We start from the raw sequence: 18,257 nt of genomic DNA, 5'->3' as shown, positions 1-18,257 counted from the left end.
GATGTTAGCAGATAATGACCACGTTTACCCCCGATAATAAAGCACTTCAAAAGCTGCAAAGCAAATTAAATCAAGCGGTTGACAATCTCAATGCCAAGCAATTCGATAAAGCACGAAATATATGCCGCAATATTACCAAATCAAACCCCAAGCTTGCCGTTGGGTGGCATATCTTAGCTATCATTGAGAAGCAAAGTGGCCAACTTAAAAGTGCGCTTTACGCTTTCGATAAGGCCATCCAGCTGGATTCAACAAATCCCCATTTTATCTATAACTTAGCGGTTACCTTCCATGAAGCGGGAATGGTTGAGCAAGCAATTCAATCTTACGAAAAAAGCCTTCAATTAAACCCTAATAACGCAGCTGCTTTAGATAACTTAGGCACCTTACTCCAGCAAAAAATGGCTCTAAATGAAGCGTTGGCGATGCACCTCAAAGCGGTGTCACTGCAACCAACCCCAAATGGGTATAATAATTTAGGGGAATGTTATCGCAAACTAAACCAAGCCGAGTTAGCAATCGAATCCTATCAAAACGCTATCCAGATGATGCCAAATTACCCTGGCGCTTTAAAAAATCTTGGCAATCTTTATAAGGAGATTGGCGCATTTGATAAGGCAAGCGAGTACCTGCAAAAAGCCGTTGCGGCGGAAAATTCCATCGTCATTGACCAATCCGGTTTGGATGCACAATGGAATCAAGCATCGCTTTTCTTGTTACAAGGGCGGTACGAAGAGGGTTGGTCTAAATATGATTTTGGTATTCAGCAAGGCACGCGGACGTTTGTTGATTACGGCTATCCAGTTTGGCAGGGAAATAATCCGGAACAACAATCAATACTGATCATTGGCGAGCAGGGCATTGGTGATGAGATCATGTTTTCTTCCTGTTTTGCTGACGCATTAGACTCGTTTAAACAGGTTTTTATTGAATGTGATCCGCGCCTAGTGCCGATGTTTGAAAGAACATTTGCCAACGCAACCGTGATTGCGCGCGGCAACGCACCGGCTTTTGCCCAGTTAAAAGAAAACAATCAAATCGACTGCCAACTGCCTGCTGGCAGTCTTCCCAGATATTACCGTCAGCACCAAGACAGCTTTCCTAAACAATCACGCTATTTGTTCAGTGATAAGCAGTCTATAAAATATTGGCAGGAAAAACTGTCTGCATTGGGCAATGAATTAAAAATAGGCATTGCCTGGCGAGGTGGAAGAACACCCATGATTATCCAAAAGCGCTCCACGCCCTTGTCATTATGGCAATCCTTACTTCAAACTCACTCAACGCAGTTCATTAATTTGCAATACGGCGATTGCCAACCAGATATTGACTGGGTTTCAAAGCATTTGGGAGTGACAATTCACAATTTTTCTGAAATCGATCCATTAAAAGATATGGATAACTATGCGGCACTGATTGAAAATTTGGATTTAGTGATCAGTATTGACAACTCCGTTGTCCATCTCGCCGGAGCGCTTGGAAAATCAACCTGGGTGTTATTACCTTATATACCAGACTGGCGCTGGCAAATGGACAGTAAAACCAGCGTTTGGTATTCAAGTCTTCGCTTATTTCGCCAATCTGACAGAGACGATTGGGGACCTGTTTTTTCGGAAGTCGAGCAGTGTTTGAGCCAAGTTCTTAAGAAGACAGTGCCTATTGAAAAAGAAAACCAATCTCATTCAAAACGGGCCTTATTATTAAATGACACGTCATCTTGGTATCATTGGGGGTGTACTTGTACCAGTAATGCGATATTAAAGCACCTGTTGGATAGGGGCTATCACACCGATAGTGTCCCTATCCAAGATAGCCTCGCTATTGTTTACTCACCCAATACGCTCGATGATGTTCAATCAGCAGATTTCCAAACAAAATTCATCAAACAAAATGCAGTCATCATTGATAAAATCAGAACCTGCGATGTGGTTGTATTAAACGGAGAGGGGAGCTTGCATGGCTCATCAAGCCCTGTATTAACCCAACTTCTTTTGGTTAAATTAGCGAAAGAACGCTTCGGCAAAGAGACGCATATCATCAATCATTCTTGCTATCCGGATGACAGCTCACAAATCACGGACACGCCAATTTGTAACCTGTATCAATCTATTTATACATCCATGGACAGTGTTGCCATTCGAGAGCCAATTAGCACTGCACTCATGAGAAAACTGGGTATTGATGCCACGCAAAGTTTTGACTGCTTGCCGCTTTATTTACAGCAACACCAGATAATACCCAGTCAAGAAAGGCAACCTTATATTGTCTTATCGGGATCCGTCATTTTAAGGGATGACCATATCGATCAGTTCGTTAACTTGATGCCTGAGTTAAAGGAGCGAGGCCTAAACATCATCGTATTGACAGGCGCAAAAGCACATCCAGCTCGGGAGGATATCTATTTGATTGACAAGCTTAAACAAAAAGGCGATGTATCCTGGCAATGGGTGGATGCAAAAAGTGCAAAAGAGTGGTTGCGCGTCATTGGGGAGGCGCAATTATTGTTATCTGGACGCTTTCACCACAGTATTGCAGCCGCCTTCTTAAAAACCCCCTTTATCGCACTAAACAGTAATACGCCCAAAATGAATGGCATGCTAGAAATGTTGCAATTACCAGAGCCCATATCAATGGAGACAGAACACTTATCAGAACAACTGATAAAAATAATCGATAAGGTGATGCAAAACCCAAATCAATGGATTGCCAAAGATGACGTCCTAGAAAGTTTAACCCAATTGGCTAAAAACAACTTCGCTGGAATCAAGGTAGTTGCATAGTTAGGCTTGTCTCACGAAGAAAAAAACGCTACCATCAGCCTTTTCGTCCCGGTGGCACAGCTGGATAGCGCAGCCCCCTCCTAAGGGGCAGGTCGCAGGTTCGAATCCTGCCCGGGACGCCAGTTACATCAGTTTAGAATTCCCCGCTTAATATTGTGCCTTAAAACCCATTTTTCTTTATAAAAATTGATTTTAGGGGATATGTCCGAGATGTGAGGTGCTATTATCAGTCTATTTTTTCTTAGAATCTATATTAATAGTCAAAAATAGCTTCTAAGACACAATAAGCATCTATATTTATGTTTAAGCAATTGTTAAATAAAAGAATTTTTTGGTCCGACCCTTATATCTCTCTCCATTTAATGAAGGTATCTAGATTTTTATTATGGCCATTTTGTAGAGTTGTGGCTTTATAATTTTCATAGGAGCAGTATTTTCGATAGCAAACTAAACCAACACACAACGTAATAAATAAGCCAGTTTGTAAATAAGCAAATGTCCAAATGATATCATCAAGGATATTGGAAGCATTATCGAATGAATTCAAAAGAATACCTCCCCAAAAAATGAGACAAACAGGGAAACATCCTTTTTCCGATTGAATTAACGGTAGAATTTATTTACTTTACTCATTAAGTCAATAAAATCGTAAAATGCTAATAGAATGCAATTTGCTAGTCAATCTCTATTTTTTGTATTGACACAGCAATATCAGATTCTATGCTTGCTTTTATATTTGCGGTAGAATGCGACCAGTGTGGTTGAAATATGGGCTTGCCTGGGTGGTTCGCCTTAAAATTTGTATTTAAGCTGATTAATAGAGGTTTACGAAGCATGGGTAAAAAAAAGCGCAATGAAGAAAAATCATTCAAAGAATCTCAAGATCTGATGTTAATAACTAGTAAGATACTGACCGAACAGTTACCATCAAAGTTACCATCGTTAACCGAGGTAATTGCTTCCAGGCCCAAGGAAGCCTACTCTCCTAGAAAAGAAGCAATTTTAACTAACCCTAATTCTCAAAATTTGTTTACTCCTCAAAAAAATGAAATGGCGAAATCAGGAATTGACTTAGAGAAAATAGAAGCAAACTTTCTTAAAACACATGCTAAATTGGGTTCTAAAAAGTATCTCACAATGTTAACCATTAATTTGGTTACCCAGCACAAAGATGCCACTCCAGGCAGAACGATTTCAACCAGTGTCAAAGCAACCCTTCCACATGCAATAACTATTAATACGCTAAGTTGGATTGGAGAGGAGTCTCAAAAACAGGCTTTTGCTCAGAAAAAATTTAAAGAACACTTTCAATTAGCTTTAGCTAAAGACAAAAGAGGTTCAGAAAGAGCGTTTCAAACGTATATGTTATTTGTCTATCTTGAAGCGTTGGCCGATGCAAGTGAAGGGGTATTTAACCAAATTATTGCAAAGGGCATTGATAAAGCCTATTTTGCGGTTGAGCCTTATATTACAAAATTAGTGGAGGAAATAGCCACGAGCCACTATATACCCAAGGATCCTCTAAAAAATCTGCAACAAATTTTTCAAAACGTCCAACACCAATACATCAAAAAACACCAGTATAGCTACGCCTATGCAAATAGCCGCCCTGTTCAACCCAACCCGATTTACAAAAAAATGAATATAGCTCATCCATCCCCATCCCCACTTCCTAAAACCCTTCCATGTGCACCTACAAAGTCAATACAAGATATCGTTAAACAAAGCCAACCGCGTACTGATGAAATATTACATCGAATACATGAGAAACAAAGGTTGCTTAACAAGCAACAGAGCTTCCTAAAAGATAGAAAAAAACATGAGCAGGCATGTCAAGGGATTACCAATTATCATAAGTCTGGAGGAAGCGCTTCTCAAACTACTCGATCATTGCCTTCAGGTTCAGGATTTTTTGGCAGCAACTCTAACATTGCTCAGGGAAAGAAATCTGATATTAAGGCAAAAGAGTTAAAGATAACTGTTACTATCCCGTGTGGGGGAACAGCGAAAACAAACCCTAATTATAATTCCCGTTCGTGCGTTGAAAACAGGCAGGTATTAGCTAAGCATGGGCTTTTAAAGTAAGCTCGGATGAAGTGAAACTCAATCTGGGAACTTCCAAGCCCAAAATCTTGGATTTGGGCTTAGGCTGTTGTAGGACTTGCGGGGTATTTTTTTAATGAGATATACTGGCACTCTAAGAGATTGTAAAACCCTGATGGCTCCTTCAGCTTCAACATGGCTGCCTATAAAAGCAGGGACTCTAATCCACCAGATTCTCACAATTTTTTTCCGCAACAACTAAAGCTTTAGTTTCACCCATCGCACTGTATGTAATTGGCCAATTACCTGCTGGTGGAAATAGCTGCGTAACAAACATTGTTACTTCAACAAAATACCGGCCTTGCCTTAAATTATAGAGATCAATATCCACATCGATAGAATGGTTTTCATCTGAGGATATGGTTAGAGTTTCTTTAGAATTAAAGCAAGTTAACTCTGAGCTTGGGGCATCTTTATCTGGATAGAGGCACACTTGACGGCGCACTTCAAAAAGTTGTTGCCCACTATCAGTATAAAACCCTAATATTTGCAGTGGGAAGACAGTTTTAATGGTGGAGCGTATCAATTTGCAGTTATCGTAATTCGTTTCAATTGACTGAATAAACGGCCTAACCAGCAATGTCTCTTGTTCAAATCCTGAATTTTGGACTGCAGATTTCAGCGGGAGGTTTGAAGGTGATACAGTGTAATGCAGGTCTAGTGGCCCGGTGAAGGACTCTTCATGATTAGCAGAGCTTCCTTGACCTGAGCTTGTAGCAAACGATGAATTCCAGAATAAAAATCCAAGTGAGACCCAAAAAAATAAACGCTTAAACATCTTCACTCCATGAATATAATTGATCCATGACGGCTGGCGAACTCTCAACCGATTTTATAAACCATCTTGTAATTTATAAAGGTCTGTTGATGTTTCTCAACCATCTGTTTTTGAACAACCTTAAAGCCTAGCGCTTCAGCTGCAGGCTAAGCCGTAATGCTTGCAGCTGTTGTAAGCTCATTCAATCCTCTTTCTTTTGCAAATGCAAGCCACTTTTCAAAAATTAATCGTGCGATCCCTTTTCTTTGGTAGTCTTTGTGTACATACAATCAGCTATTAGGGGTCTGACCAAAATATTTAATTGAAAAACATAAAGTTAACTATAAGGCAAGCTTAATATTGTGCCTTAAAACCTATTTTTCTTTATAAAAATTGATTTTAAGGGATATGTCCGAGAAGTGAGGTGCTTTTATCAGTCTATTTTTTCTTAGAATCTATATTAATAGTCAAAAATAGCTTCTAAGACACAATAAACATCTATATTTATGTTTAAGCAATTGTTAAATAAAAGAAATTTTTGGTCCGACCCTTATATCTGTTACTATATCACGCGTTCAATTGCTGATCAGGCGAGAACCATTCGAATACCTGTTCATATGATTGAAACCATCAATAAACTTAATCGTTTTTCAAGACAGTTCCTTCAAGAGTCTGGCCGTGAGGCTACCCCTGAGGAATTGGCTGAAAAGATGGACATGAGTGAAGATAAGGTTCGAAAAGTCTTAAAGATTGCAAAAGAGCCAATTTCCATGGAAACGCCTGTTGGTGATGATGATTCACATTTAGGTGACTTTATTGAAGACAGCAACATGGAATCACCTATTGATATGGCCACAGCAGAGGGACTTAGAGAAGCGACCTTAGAGGTACTGTCAACGCTCACGCCCCGTGAAGCTAAGGTTCTTAGAATGCGTTTTGGTATTGAAATGAATGCTGATCATACGCTTGAAGAAGTTGGTAAGCAGTTTGATGTAACACGTGAGCGTATACGACAAATTGAAGCCAAAGCGCTAAGAAAGCTTCGCCACCCTGCTCGCTCAGAAAAGCTAAGAAGTTTTCTTGAAGGTGAGGGCGAGTCTTAAGCCAAAGTCCCTCGTTATCTCGAGTCATTAATATTGTAACTAAGAGCATTATTGTGTAATAATGCTCTTTTTATTATCAAGATTCATACCATGTTAAAACCTATTATATCTTTATGCACTTCCTGCAGTTATTGGCTTCTTTTAGGGGCTTGTAAAATATTTTTAACAGGTATGGCAATTATCATTATTATGGAGTTAAGTAAAGCTGTATTATTATCAATGAATTGTAATCCAGACTATGCATCCGCAATATGTATTTCTGCAATGAATGCACCTCACTTTTTTAAAAAACTTAAAGATTTAGTGCAAACACATCCCAAAACCCAAGAGAATTCAAATAGTCTTTTACCAATATAGAACCAACTAAACAGATCTTAACTCAATTATTGGTCTTTAATATGAAAAAATACAATAAAAGCAGCCACCATGAAGGTTGAGGTTCCTCACGCATTTTCATGATTACTGTGATTGGTGTAAAAACAGCAAGTTGTTAATGACTGTAAGGGCTTTCATCAAAGAATCATTTTTAGACTTTAACTCTTTTGTGCTTGCTGTGTCTTTAGAATACGATGCCACCTTTGCATGCAAGGAATCATAAACTTCTTTTTCATATTGTTTTAATTGCCAAAGTCCATCACTTACCTGCGATACTAATTGATTGTGCCTGGCTTTTCTCGCAAAGAAAAGGCAATGCTCTAATCTATTCATCATTTCTGTTAGTTCAGATTGATGCCCACTGCATGTTATACGAATAAGACCACAATTTTCAGCAAGGCCAAAAACGCTCCAACTATCGCTACTCACCAATTAGCGGAGTTCATGATACTTTTGGTTGTAATTTTTTGGCTGATAGCCATTTAAGAAAAGCTGAGCCTGATAATAAAGTAAAGGGTCTAGTTGCAAGGGCTAGATGGATCTGTAATTTTGAGAAAGCCAAATAGCGAAAGTAATCTCAGAGCGTATGGGACTGTTCCGATACATTAATTAATTTGAATTAGTTAGTAGACTAATTCATTTAATTCGGTATTAAAGTAATTTTTTTGGAATCAGTACTTTCTGAGCTATTAGGGGAGCTATTAGGGGTCTGACCAAAATATTTAATTGAAAAACATAAAGTTAACTATAAGGCAAGCTTAATATTGTGCCTTAAAACCTATTTTTCTTTATAAAAATTGATTTTAAGGGATATGTCCGAGAAGTGAGGTGCTTTTATCAGTCTATTTTTTCTTAGAATCTATATTAATAGTCAAAAATAGCTTCTAAGACACAATAAACATCTATATTTATGTTTAAGCAATTGTTAAATAAAAGAAATTTTTGGTCCGACCCTTATATCTTAAATTTTTGGTCCGACCCTTATATCTGTTACTATATCTGCTCCTTATTCTCATCCCTCAAGATATAGAACCCCGGTGGGCTGACCACGGGAGTTCTAGGTTGGGAAAAATTGATCAAATAAGTAATGATAATATTTCAAGTCGCATTGACCCGACATTAGGAGTTTTAATAAGTTGTTTACAGGAACTAATCTTTCCAACTTTGCTACCAGAGATCAGAATTACATATCACTCTAATGAGATCTTTAGGTAAATAATCTCTGGATAGCACGGTTTCGGCAGTTAAGTCATGGGCACATGCAAAAAACAGTAATGTTCTTCTATAGCTTTCGTTCCTTTGCATATAATCCATTTTTAGATGCAACTTATTTTTAGCAAAATCTGAATACATTTTACCCATGGGGTCATTCATTGGCGGCGCCATATCATCAGCGGTCAGTTTTTCTGATGGTAACTTACTCAATGCTATATCGATTTCCTTATTTTGGAACACACTAATTTTGGCTGATTTCAATACATTAAGCAGTCTGTCAACCCACTCCTTATTGTAGTGCATTGTTGATAGTTCAATGAAAATCTTAAAATACTCAATTAATAATTTTTGATTATCATGGTATAGACCCGCCTCAAGTATACTTAATCCTGAGTGAACAAAAAATTGAACTATCTGCAGTCGGTCAACAAATATATTCACAAATATTGGCATGAATTTTTTGTCTTCAATAAGTAGTATTGAACGCAGGGTTATCTGTAAATCATCACTATTGTCAGCAGAAGGTTTTATTATCAATTTCGCTTCCATTAATTCTTCCAGGTGTTCCGATTCGAAAATTCTTTTCATTAGAATGTCGAGTTCATTGCGTAATTGTATTTTGTCGTTTTTACCTTGCTTAGCTTCCTGGTAAACTTTATTGAACCATTGTTCTATAGTTGTGACTAACGAGTAAAAATCGGAATTATCTAAAATAGTATTGTCTGGATTCATTGTATTTTCCTTATATTTAGGGTTATAAAATAAAAATGGAGTAATAACTAAGGAGAGGCTTGTTCATTTTGGATTCTATTAAACGTAACGATTTAGCAACTTTAAAAGAGCCAAATACCCAAGGTAATAGAAAATGAGAAGCCGGAATGAATCAAGAAATCAATTTGTGGCTGGGATATCTGCAATTAAATTGTTGTATAGCAATATTGGGTGACATCATTAAATAAGAAATTCATTAGTTAAAAATCGCCATAAATGTATATCAAATTATCACATGGGTCAATAAAAATCATATGGGGCGAATAGCTAGTCATTAGTGACTGGCTGTGAAAGCCCTCTTTAATTAATAATAGGCAGTATTTCAAAGGGGCTGACCTTGGCTAGTTTCTGAAAATGGAGTTTTATGGTGTGTACACTTTCTGAGCTATTAGGGGTCTGACCAAAATATTTAATTGAAAAACATAAAGTTAACTATAAGGCAAGCTTAATATTGTGCCTTAAAACCTATTTTTCTTTATAAAAATTGATTTTAAGGGATATGTCCGAGAAGTGAGGTGCTTTTATCAGTCTATTTTTTCTTAGAATCTATATTAATAGTCAAAAATAGCTTCTAAGACACAATAAACATCTATATTTATGTTTAAGCAATTGTTAAATAAAAGAAATTTTTGGTCCGACCCTTATATCTTATATCTTTTTTTGGGCATGAATATTTTCAATATCAAACTGTACAGCTCTTGCTATTAAAATCGCTATATAGAATTTACCAATCATGACTTCAATAGTAGCTAGTGTCCGTGAAATTGGTATTATGGGAAGTATATCGCCAAAGGCTAACGACGTTAGTGTTATAAAACTGTAATATAACATCTGCGGCAAATAGATAGCAAAAGATAATGGATTGCCAGGACCATAACTTTCGATAACGATGGGTTTTTTAAAATAAAAAGGTATGTCCATAAACATAAAAAGTGTTGTATATAGACATGCCCAAATAATGGCCAAAAGTAGGTAGGCGCCGATCATCCCAAAAATTTTGTCATTTGAGAGTTTTTTATAGGTGAAAACATAGTTAATAGTTAAATAGACCACCGTAACGAGATAGCAAGTTTTGGAGGTTAGGTATAGTAAAAAAACAGTGTTATCATTCACTATAATATAGTTATTAAAAAAATTCGTGGCAAAAATTAATAGTGTTAAAAAAAAGAGAATCATCGCTACGTTTTTATATTTACTTATTGAATATATGGCATAACTAAGCAATAAATTTAATGCAAACTCAGTTACTATTAAATTGGAACTATTTAAAGATAGGGACAAAAAAGCATTCAATACCAATCCAATTGAGCAAAGAAATATAACAAACATGGCATAGTCAGAAAAAGTAGAATATTTTTTTTGTAACTGATATGCAAACATTTAAACTCTCATTATTTTCTATTTATCCATTGCCGGTATTTAATTATTTTATACTAATGGGCACTAGATAATGCAATAAGCGCCTATCGCAATTGTTCGATTATAGGGAAGCTGATAAAATTCTATATTTAAATTGGCAGAGTAGTTCCTTGACATGAATGCAAATAGTTTTTCTTGCCAAAAAAACCAAAGTGTCTTCTGTTTTCGTGAGGCAATAATGTTGGGGATCTCCATTAAATAAGTTGCCGAATCGACCTCGATGGGGAAAGGTAATATTTCTCTATCATTTGCATTATATAATGCTTGAGGTATTGATATAAAATCCATGAAACCATAATGAAGAGTTAGTCTGCATATATTTTCATCAAGACAACTGACTTCGAATCGATTTGCCGAGCTCACATAAGGAATATCTTCTATCTGGTAATTTACGATTAGGATGTGCTCTGGTAAGGCACGGTTTAGTTTAAGAAAATGTAAAAAACTACCACCGCTTTTATCATAAATGTCAGTTATAAAAATAGCCGTTAAATCAGGTAATCGATTAAGACTTTTGTAATGCAATTGCTTTAAAATTTTTGAAATGTCATCTTTGTCTGAATAACACTTTTTACGCAAGTACATCATGCCTTTGTTCCAAGTATACATGATAAATGCGCAAAGCAATGCAAATACAATTGGTACCCAACCACCTGTCATAAGTTTTTGAACATTTGCTCCAAGGAATAATATATCAATAAATAAAAACCCAGAAAAAAGCAGTAAAATGAGGAAGATATTCCATTTCCATATTCTATATGCCGCAAAAGCAACAAGAAAAGTAACCAGCAGCATATCTAAGTTCACAGCTATACCATAGGCATGAGCTAAGGCTGTTGAAGTTTGAAATGTGAATACAAGTAAAAGCGTACCCAAAGCTAGCATAAAATTAATTTGTGGAATATAAATTTGTCCCTTTTGCGATTCGGATGTTTGAATTATGGGTAAACGGGGGTATAAACCTAGCAAAACAGCCTGCTTTGCTAAAGAAAAGGTTGCTGATATGACAGCTTGTGAAGCAATGATTGTTGCCAACGTTGCAATGATCAGCAAGGGTATGGAAAACCAACTAGGGGCGATTAGAAAGAACGGACTTGAAATAGCCTCAGGGTGTTTTAATAAATAAGCACCCTGCCCAAAATAGTTGAGCAATAATCCAGGTAAAGCGACTAAAAACCAGCTTAATCGAATGGGGTTTCTTCCGAAATGTCCCAGGTCTGTATATAATGCTTCACCGCCTGTAACAACAAGAAAAACTCCACCAAGTAAAGCATATCCCCGCCAACCATTAGTATGAATAAATTCAATTGCATAATAGGGATTCAGCGCCTTCAAAACTATGGGATTTTCTATAATCTCTTTAATACCTAAAACAGCCAATGTACAAAACCAAATAAATACAATCGGGCCAAAAGCGAATCCAATTTTCGCAGTTCCTAATGATTGAAAAAAGAATAGAACTAATAAAATAATACAAGATATAGGTATTACCCAATTAGATAGCTTTGGGATTGCAACATCCAAACCTTCGATGGCACTGACAACAGAAATTGCAGGTGTCAACATTCCATCGCCGAACACTAGCCCCGCACCAAAAATACCAATAAGAAAAAAATATCTCTGATGTTTCCCGTTTTTTCTTCGTAAAAGAGCTAGCAATGCTAATATCCCACCTTCTCCATTATTGTCAGCTCGAAATATGATTGTTAAATATTTAATAGAAATTACCAAGGTAAGGGCCCAAAAAATAAGGGACAGCACTCCCAATACATCAACAAGATTTATTGGTAATCCACCCAATGACTCCCTGATGGCATATAAAGGACTTGTTCCGATATCACCATATACAATCCCCAGAGCTGCTAGAGATAAAGAAAACATGGTTTGATCTTGATCTTTTCTTTGCATATTAATTAAGTTTGTCAAACTGATTCCTACCAATGTATCAACGTGGGATATTATTATCAATCATTACTTGATAAAGTAGATACTGCCATTTTAAAAGTAAGTAAATAGAAGTGGGTTTGGTGATGTCTTGCCGACTAATATGATTTCAAGATTTTTTGCTACAACAGAGGCAATTATAGGGAAAATATTTATAGTTATACTGATTGCTCGTATTGTGTATCTTTAGATGAAATTTTCTTTTAACTCGAATTAATATATAGCTATAACATATGCTAACTGATCACAGCGGTTACAAGCATATTTGGATCGGATGTTAGCAACAATTTTTAGGCTTGCTGGAATGACTTCTCGTTGTTCGCTGACTTCTTCGCCAATTTCCTTTTTTTTTCACAGCCGAAACCACAGATTTTATCTTTGTCATCGATATCATAAACGCTGTTTGATCAAAAAAAGTGAGATTTTCCAAACTTTTTTAAAATTCCATCTATACTTCAGTAGTTAAATGTTATTGATAAAAAGGAGCATATTATGAAATCACATCAGGATAAGACCCAGCAATTAAATGGAGTGGATACAGGGGTATTAAAAAAAGTGGTGGGTGATATTCAAAAAAATCCAAAATTAGGGCTTTGTGAATTTCGTCTAAATAATGAATGGATAAATGGCGATAGTAATCGATCAAAAGTTGAAACTTTTTATGCAGCAGGGGGGGAGCAACGTCATAAAAGTGCTTTTACAATGCAAGCTGGTGAACCACCCCTATTAGCAGGCCATGACAATGGGGCTAATCCTGTGGAATTTTTACTCAGTGCATTATCTGGGTGTATGACTACGACAATTGCCTATTATGCGGCATTAAACGGTTACAAGATAGAAAAAATGTCGTCCTCGTATCGAGGAGAACTTGATCTGCAAGGAATTTTTAATCTTGATCCTTTAGTGAGGCCAGGCTATCAAAATATAGCGATACATTTTAAAATTAAAACAAATGCAAAGTCAGAAGAACTGGAGAAATATTACCCTTTCTCTCCTGTTTATGATGTTGTTTCAAAATCAGTCCCTATCACTGTTACTATTGAAACGTATTAATAGTTTTTGTAAACAGCCTCATATATAGAATTTAAGCAACTGGGTATAGGTAGAATGAACCAGATCTTATAACTCAGGATGTGAATGGTCAAAGATGGGTTGTCTGCCCGACTTATCATCATCTACTTGCATCGTTGGTGTTTTGGGTGGGTAAGAGCATCAAAACACTGGTTATATCCTGACGTACTTTTATGGATTTTAGAGGCTTCTATGCAGACACAATGAAACAAGCAGCAAGCGTAGACCACTACTAACTTTAATAGTTATTTCTTAAATTTCAATGTAGATATTTAATCGTCGGGCCAAGGCCCGACTCTGAGGGGTAGACCTACGCCTGCAAATTCTATTCAATTCTGATATTCTCTTAGACCCACCTCAAAAACATCCTCTCCAGGAAAGTTATTATCTCTTTCAAGGCGTCTGGGTTGGGAATGAATTTTATTTTCTAATGCTCTGACACCCCTATCCACATGGAAAAAGCTATAAATAGAGTCTGCACGTCTCTCCGCTTTATTTATTTTTGTGGCTAATCTAAATAATAAAAATAAATCAAGGGAACTTGGCGATAGTGTGGAAAATCCTAATAACAAGTGTGTTAACAAAGATCTTATTTGTCGTTTAGAATACTTTTCTATTAGGTATGCCTTGCTAGATTCAGGTAAAGACATCAATAATGAACTAATAACATTATCATCAAAAAATTTCTTTGGGGACCGAAACATTTCTGGCGCCATACCTGTTTGTATTAGAAAAGAGAGAGAATTCTGGAAAAGACGCTTCAGAATTCGTGATTTTTCCGTTGGCATATCTTTTATTGATTTATATACCCTATGAGCCAGTATTTTTATAGGTAGTATGTCAATTATTGAAGGTAGATTTGGCGAGTATAATTCGGATTTTAAGGGGGTATTTTGTAATTTTAGATTGGCAACAACCATTAATAACAATACGAAGATCCCATTGTCAATCCACGCATCGAGATAAGGGTTATGAAGGTCTTGTAACAAGCTGTTTTTTAAAGATGAAACAAGTAAATATACACTACCAACCAAAAATGGTAGGCTGTTTATTTTTAGATTGTTTAATCGGTTTAATGTTCTTTCATCCAGGGCAATATTGACTATTTCAGAACCAATCCACAAATCCCCAAGGATTTGGATAATATAGTGTTCTGGTAAATAAAGGTTAATGAAATTATTAACCATGATATCAGGCAGGGTGTAAAACACCCTTTGTATTCGTTTTGCATTAAATTTAATGGTTCGGATATCAAATTGCAGCGGAGGAATGTCTTCCGGCGGCCGATCATTTAATATAAGAGGAATTGCCTCACGAAGTGCAACTGTGCGAATACCCCCGCGAATAATTTTATGAATGATAAAACCCGATACTAAAATGTTTGTAGTTGCTGCACTAGCCATTAAAGTCATATTGAATACATCAGAGTCATCACTTGAGTCCTGATATTCACTGATTCTGTTTTGAATGTGATTATTTAAAGCATAAACCATTATTGCTGGTAGAACGTCTTCAAACGAAATGGCTATTAGTGGTCTAATGACATTTTTTATGTTGGGACCATAAGCAAGGGACTTGGTTGATTCAAAGGTGGCTATTGAGAAAGAGAGTAGATTTGCACCTAAATTTGTTACATATTTTTTAAGCTGAGTGAGCATAACTTAATTGGCGGAAAAAATTAACGACGCGAAGTTTATCACAGCATGCAAAATATGTACATTCTGAGTTGGGTGATTAAGACGAAAAATTTAGCAGACGTAGGTTAGGCACTGAGGGCCCGATCTACGTCTGCTAAATTTATGATGGATATAAACCCAATATGTTTCTTACTGAATGCCAAACCATCCACCTGTATCACCACCCGCCCAACAATCACCGTTTTCACAACCAGTAATTTTTTTAGCGCATGCATCTTTAAATAGTTGAAGCTTACTAATATCTTGTCCTTTATAATTTGAAGGCTGACAAACTCTGCCATCATATTCGCCCGCAACTCTAATCTGCCCCATGACACTAATTGATTCAGAAACACTATAAATGCCGGGATTATGTGAATAGCAAGCAATATAGCAACCCGGCGCACTTGTATAACTATTGTCGGTTGGCAACATTTTTTTCTGAGAGCCTGGGACTTCATGATTAACCACGCCATAACTACCCATAATAAAGATTGGAAACGGGGAGGGTAATAACTGTGTGTTATAAGCGGGTTGATTAGAATTTGAATCCATGGCCAACGAGCTTATTGAGATGAGCATAAGTATGGAACTGAGGAGGAGTTTCATAACAGAGACCTTTTTAATTACCTGAGAAAATTATAGCAACATATTGGACAATGTGGCTGCATAAACGTCATTTAAATCGGCGCTGAAGTGATTTTCTCATACTAATTCAGCGAGTCTAGCCCACATCAGCCTGAGGCGTAAGGTGAGATTTGCTTAAAAAAATTGACACCTCTACACGTTAGCTTGATATCGACCTGATTCCCCTTCGCTATGCTCTGGGTCGCAGCGACTAAATATCAGGCAACTTTCAAAACTCAAGATCCCTCTGCTCAGGGCCTGAACTACGCCTGCTATTGACATTATCAGCCTATTTAGGCTTTATTGGTATTTTTCCCTACAAAAATCTAAACATGGCTTTTTTACGTTTTTATATGGCATTTATATTATTTATTAATAATTTTGGCCGCTCTTTAACCATTACCATTTTACCCTATTATTTTTTAGGCGATCATCCTGTTTGGCGTGATTTCAGTGCAATTGGTATTGCGATAAGCTGTTTTCATTATTTAAGTAAAATACAACTCAAATTAAACCCATCAGACATTCCGATAAATACATGGACAGCATTTTTATCGGTACACGAGTTGGGAAAAATTCTAATCATTTATTATGCTACCTAAATATAATTCAAACACACGCACGAATGGTTTATATTAAAACACACAGTCTAATAATAAATACCGCAATACTACGGTATCGAAGCCTGCACAAACAAGGAAGCCTTGTCACTAGGATGGTTCTGATAGACAGGGGACTTTGAGCGTGAATTGGTTCATAATGGAGGCATCCTTTAGGAGATGCCTTTATGAATATACCCAGTAAGAGGAATCATGCGAAGTTTGACGCCATTGCCCCTAATACTTATGCTAAATATATGTTGAGTCAACAAACAACGATTCATACGAGGAGTCAGTGATGCAAGAAAAATTGGAAAGTTCGAACGATTCGCTGCAAAATACCCCACCTCACCAAGGCAAAGATGTCAAAGAAGATGTGCAAAGTTCAGAATTTAGCTTTGATGAACATGATCTCGATGAATTACGGGGCTTTTTGTACAAGCAACGAGAACAGCTCCAAAATAGGATGCATTTATCACCACAGACAAAACCAGACGTACACATCGTTTTAGGAAATGAATCTGCCGATATGGATTCAATCATATCGTCGATTGTTCGCGCCTATCAGCTTTTTTTAGTTGGCGAAAATGATGCCCTTTACCTTCCCTATATCAATATCCCGCGCGAGGAATTGAGCTTGCGCAAAGATGTCCAATATCTTTTTGAAGGGTTAGGTATTTCAGCTGAAAACTTATCGTATATTGATGATCCAATATCCCTGGCGCTATTAAATCAGGCCAATCTGTTAAAGCTACATCTCGTTGATCATAATGAACTCAATCCCGACCAAAGTTATCTTGTTAATACGGTGGTCGATATCATCGATCATCATTCAGATGCCAAAATCAACTATCCTGCTTTAAAACAAAAAACGATTAAAGTCATTGGCTCGTGTACTTGTCTTGTTGCCAATGAAATGCTTAAGGTCCTACCCATCGAGAAAATGCCAAAAGCCCTTGCAGGATTAATCCTGGCACCGATATTGATTGATACAAGTAATCTCAAGTCCAAAGAAAAAACCACGTCAGAAGATATCCGGATTAACAACATACTTGAAGAACGAATTGGCGATAAAATGCCTAGCAATTATTATGAAACGTTACGATTAAAAAAAGAAGATACGTCAGGTCTTTCTCATAAGTTGCTTTTGCTTAAAGATTTTAAAAAGTTTAACGCAGGGGAGGTGACATATGGCATGTCGACGCTTGTCTCATCAAAAGGGTTTTCGTTTGAAAATTTGGATGAGTTGTTGCCAGACTTTGAAGCGATTTCTGAAAAAAAAGGCTTGGATCTATTAGTCTTGTTAATGCCATATGATCAAACCAAAAGTCCTCGGCGCAAAGTGGTTATCTACAGCAAGCATTTAGATATTATCACTACTCTCAATCAGTTGATGCTCAATAATGGTGTATTGAATGAAAAAGGGATTACACTAGAAAACAAAAATACGAATGTTGTTTACTATGCTTTCCAACAATTTTTATCGAGAAAGTTACTCCAACCAGTCATGAATGAGTTGTTAACGAGTGAGCCTGTTTTGGCCTGTTACGGCCAAATCAATGGATTGAATCAAGGGGGCGTCACTGCTAAGGCAAAGCAATCCTCAATGGTCGCAAATGCTAGCCTTGGTTTTTTAACCACGGTTGCAAAAACAAAAGAACAAATGAATCCGGAGATGAAAGACGACGACCACCACGAAAATACCAATTTTTTATGAGACTACCAGTTAACAAATTGATGATAGCGTTTTTAAGAAGCGGTTTTCAAATCCAACAGCAGTGGCAATTGCGATTAAATAACACCCTACTTAGAATGAC

16 protein-coding genes and 1 tRNA gene are annotated in these 18,257 nt (G+C 36.9%); 8 read left to right on the top strand and 9 right to left on the bottom strand.

Annotated elements, in window-relative coordinates; genetic code table 11:
- Positions 1-14: 14 nt before the first annotated feature.
- The 3 genes from AB3348_RS08325 to AB3348_RS08315 all read left to right on the top strand — a co-directional run bounded on the left by AB3348_RS08325 (position 15) and on the right by AB3348_RS08315 (position 4,865).
- On the top strand, positions 15-2,780 hold the full coding sequence (locus tag AB3348_RS08325; protein ID WP_367607135.1) for a tetratricopeptide repeat protein: 2,766 nt from the start codon (positions 15-17) through the stop codon (positions 2,778-2,780).
- Between the two features lie 45 nt (positions 2,781-2,825).
- Positions 2,826-2,902: transfer RNA gene (locus AB3348_RS08320), tRNA-Arg, on the top strand.
- Between the two features lie 712 nt (positions 2,903-3,614).
- Positions 3,615-4,865 carry a hypothetical protein gene (locus tag AB3348_RS08315; protein WP_367607134.1) on the top strand — a complete coding sequence of 417 codons (1,251 nt, stop codon included), beginning with the start codon at positions 3,615-3,617 and terminating at the stop codon, positions 4,863-4,865.
- Positions 4,866-5,043: 178 nt separating this feature from the next.
- On the opposite strand, the gene AB3348_RS08310 is transcribed toward AB3348_RS08315, so the two are convergent.
- Complete coding sequence (locus AB3348_RS08310; protein ID WP_367607133.1) at positions 5,044-5,661, bottom strand: hypothetical protein; 618 nt, start codon at positions 5,659-5,661, stop codon at positions 5,044-5,046.
- A gap of 146 nt (positions 5,662-5,807) precedes the next feature.
- Positions 5,808-5,930: a GNAT family N-acetyltransferase gene (locus AB3348_RS08305; RefSeq protein WP_367607132.1), complete on the bottom strand. Its 123-nt coding sequence runs from the start codon at positions 5,928-5,930 to the stop codon at positions 5,808-5,810.
- A gap of 228 nt (positions 5,931-6,158) precedes the next feature.
- Here AB3348_RS08305 and AB3348_RS08300 point away from each other — a divergent pair, with 228 nt between their 5' ends.
- Entirely contained in the window at positions 6,159-6,743 is a 585-nt protein-coding gene (locus AB3348_RS08300) for a sigma-70 family RNA polymerase sigma factor (protein WP_367607279.1), read from the top strand.
- A gap of 90 nt (positions 6,744-6,833) precedes the next feature.
- Complete coding sequence (locus AB3348_RS08295; RefSeq protein ID WP_367607131.1) at positions 6,834-7,100, top strand: hypothetical protein; 267 nt, start codon at positions 6,834-6,836, stop codon at positions 7,098-7,100.
- Between the two features lie 102 nt (positions 7,101-7,202).
- Here AB3348_RS08295 and AB3348_RS08290 read toward each other — a convergent pair whose 3' ends face one another.
- From AB3348_RS08290 to AB3348_RS08270, 5 genes are all read right to left on the bottom strand, one after another.
- The gene (locus AB3348_RS08290) at positions 7,203-7,454 is read right to left on the bottom strand and encodes a hypothetical protein (RefSeq protein ID WP_367607130.1); all 252 of its coding nucleotides are present in this window, start codon (positions 7,452-7,454) and stop codon (positions 7,203-7,205) included.
- Between the two features lie 831 nt (positions 7,455-8,285).
- On the bottom strand, positions 8,286-9,065 hold the full coding sequence (locus AB3348_RS08285; protein ID WP_367607129.1) for a hypothetical protein: 780 nt from the start codon (positions 9,063-9,065) through the stop codon (positions 8,286-8,288).
- A gap of 687 nt (positions 9,066-9,752) precedes the next feature.
- On the bottom strand, positions 9,753-10,484 hold the full coding sequence (locus tag AB3348_RS08280; protein ID WP_367607128.1) for an ion channel: 732 nt from the start codon (positions 10,482-10,484) through the stop codon (positions 9,753-9,755).
- 63 nt (positions 10,485-10,547) lie between these two features.
- Positions 10,548-12,431: a potassium transporter Kup gene (locus tag AB3348_RS08275; protein ID WP_367607278.1), complete on the bottom strand. Its 1,884-nt coding sequence runs from the start codon at positions 12,429-12,431 to the stop codon at positions 10,548-10,550.
- A 249-nt stretch (positions 12,432-12,680) separates the two neighbouring features.
- Positions 12,681-12,806 carry an IS66 family transposase zinc-finger binding domain-containing protein gene (locus AB3348_RS08270; protein WP_367607277.1) on the bottom strand — a complete coding sequence of 42 codons (126 nt, stop codon included), beginning with the start codon at positions 12,804-12,806 and terminating at the stop codon, positions 12,681-12,683.
- A 153-nt stretch (positions 12,807-12,959) separates the two neighbouring features.
- Here AB3348_RS08270 and AB3348_RS08265 point away from each other — a divergent pair, with 153 nt between their 5' ends.
- Entirely contained in the window at positions 12,960-13,520 is a 561-nt protein-coding gene (locus AB3348_RS08265; RefSeq protein WP_367607127.1) for an OsmC family protein, read from the top strand.
- A 347-nt stretch (positions 13,521-13,867) separates the two neighbouring features.
- Here AB3348_RS08265 and AB3348_RS08260 read toward each other — a convergent pair whose 3' ends face one another.
- Both AB3348_RS08260 and AB3348_RS08255 read right to left on the bottom strand, forming a co-directional pair.
- Positions 13,868-15,196 carry a hypothetical protein gene (locus tag AB3348_RS08260; RefSeq protein ID WP_367607126.1) on the bottom strand — a complete coding sequence of 443 codons (1,329 nt, stop codon included), beginning with the start codon at positions 15,194-15,196 and terminating at the stop codon, positions 13,868-13,870.
- A 168-nt stretch (positions 15,197-15,364) separates the two neighbouring features.
- Positions 15,365-15,769 carry a hypothetical protein gene (locus AB3348_RS08255; protein WP_367607125.1) on the bottom strand — a complete coding sequence of 135 codons (405 nt, stop codon included), beginning with the start codon at positions 15,767-15,769 and terminating at the stop codon, positions 15,365-15,367.
- Positions 15,770-16,173: 404 nt separating this feature from the next.
- Here AB3348_RS08255 and AB3348_RS08250 point away from each other — a divergent pair, with 404 nt between their 5' ends.
- Together AB3348_RS08250 and AB3348_RS08245 are read left to right on the top strand one after the other, a co-directional pair.
- Complete coding sequence (locus tag AB3348_RS08250; RefSeq protein WP_367607124.1) at positions 16,174-16,443, top strand: hypothetical protein; 270 nt, start codon at positions 16,174-16,176, stop codon at positions 16,441-16,443.
- A gap of 295 nt (positions 16,444-16,738) precedes the next feature.
- Positions 16,739-18,157 (top strand): DHHA2 domain-containing protein, encoded by a 1,419-nt coding sequence (locus tag AB3348_RS08245; protein WP_367607123.1) that lies wholly within the window; start codon positions 16,739-16,741, stop codon positions 18,155-18,157.
- Positions 18,158-18,257 lie beyond the last annotated feature (100 nt).

The sequence above is a fragment of the Legionella sp. W05-934-2 genome (genome assembly GCF_964199965.1).
Lineage (GTDB): Bacteria > Pseudomonadota > Gammaproteobacteria > Legionellales > Legionellaceae > JAFIFT01.
Note: the sequence above shows the minus strand (reverse complement) of the source record. Positions and strands in the feature narration are given on the sequence as shown.

Excerpts from the sequence above, each read along its gene's own strand:
- AB3348_RS08310 (WP_367607133.1), bottom strand. The coding sequence starts at position 5,661 with ATGTTTAAGCGTTTATTTTTTTGGGTCTCACTTGGATTTTTATTCTGG.
- AB3348_RS08290 (WP_367607130.1), bottom strand. The coding sequence starts at position 7,454 with ATGATGAATAGATTAGAGCATTGCCTTTTCTTTGCGAGAAAAGCCAGG.
- AB3348_RS08260 (WP_367607126.1), bottom strand. The coding sequence starts at position 15,196 with ATGCTCACTCAGCTTAAAAAATATGTAACAAATTTAGGTGCAAATCTA.
- AB3348_RS08295 (WP_367607131.1), top strand. The coding sequence starts at position 6,834 with ATGTTAAAACCTATTATATCTTTATGCACTTCCTGCAGTTATTGGCTT.
- AB3348_RS08325 (WP_367607135.1), top strand. The coding sequence starts at position 15 with ATGACCACGTTTACCCCCGATAATAAAGCACTTCAAAAGCTGCAAAGC.
- AB3348_RS08275 (WP_367607278.1), bottom strand. The coding sequence starts at position 12,431 with ATGCAAAGAAAAGATCAAGATCAAACCATGTTTTCTTTATCTCTAGCA.
- AB3348_RS08285 (WP_367607129.1), bottom strand. The coding sequence starts at position 9,065 with ATGAATCCAGACAATACTATTTTAGATAATTCCGATTTTTACTCGTTA.
- AB3348_RS08265 (WP_367607127.1), top strand. The coding sequence starts at position 12,960 with ATGAAATCACATCAGGATAAGACCCAGCAATTAAATGGAGTGGATACA.
- AB3348_RS08250 (WP_367607124.1), top strand. The coding sequence starts at position 16,174 with ATGGCTTTTTTACGTTTTTATATGGCATTTATATTATTTATTAATAAT.
- AB3348_RS08245 (WP_367607123.1), top strand. The coding sequence starts at position 16,739 with ATGCAAGAAAAATTGGAAAGTTCGAACGATTCGCTGCAAAATACCCCA.
- AB3348_RS08255 (WP_367607125.1), bottom strand. The coding sequence starts at position 15,769 with ATGGATTCAAATTCTAATCAACCCGCTTATAACACACAGTTATTACCC.
- AB3348_RS08280 (WP_367607128.1), bottom strand. The coding sequence starts at position 10,484 with ATGTTTGCATATCAGTTACAAAAAAAATATTCTACTTTTTCTGACTAT.
- AB3348_RS08315 (WP_367607134.1), top strand. The coding sequence starts at position 3,615 with ATGGGTAAAAAAAAGCGCAATGAAGAAAAATCATTCAAAGAATCTCAA.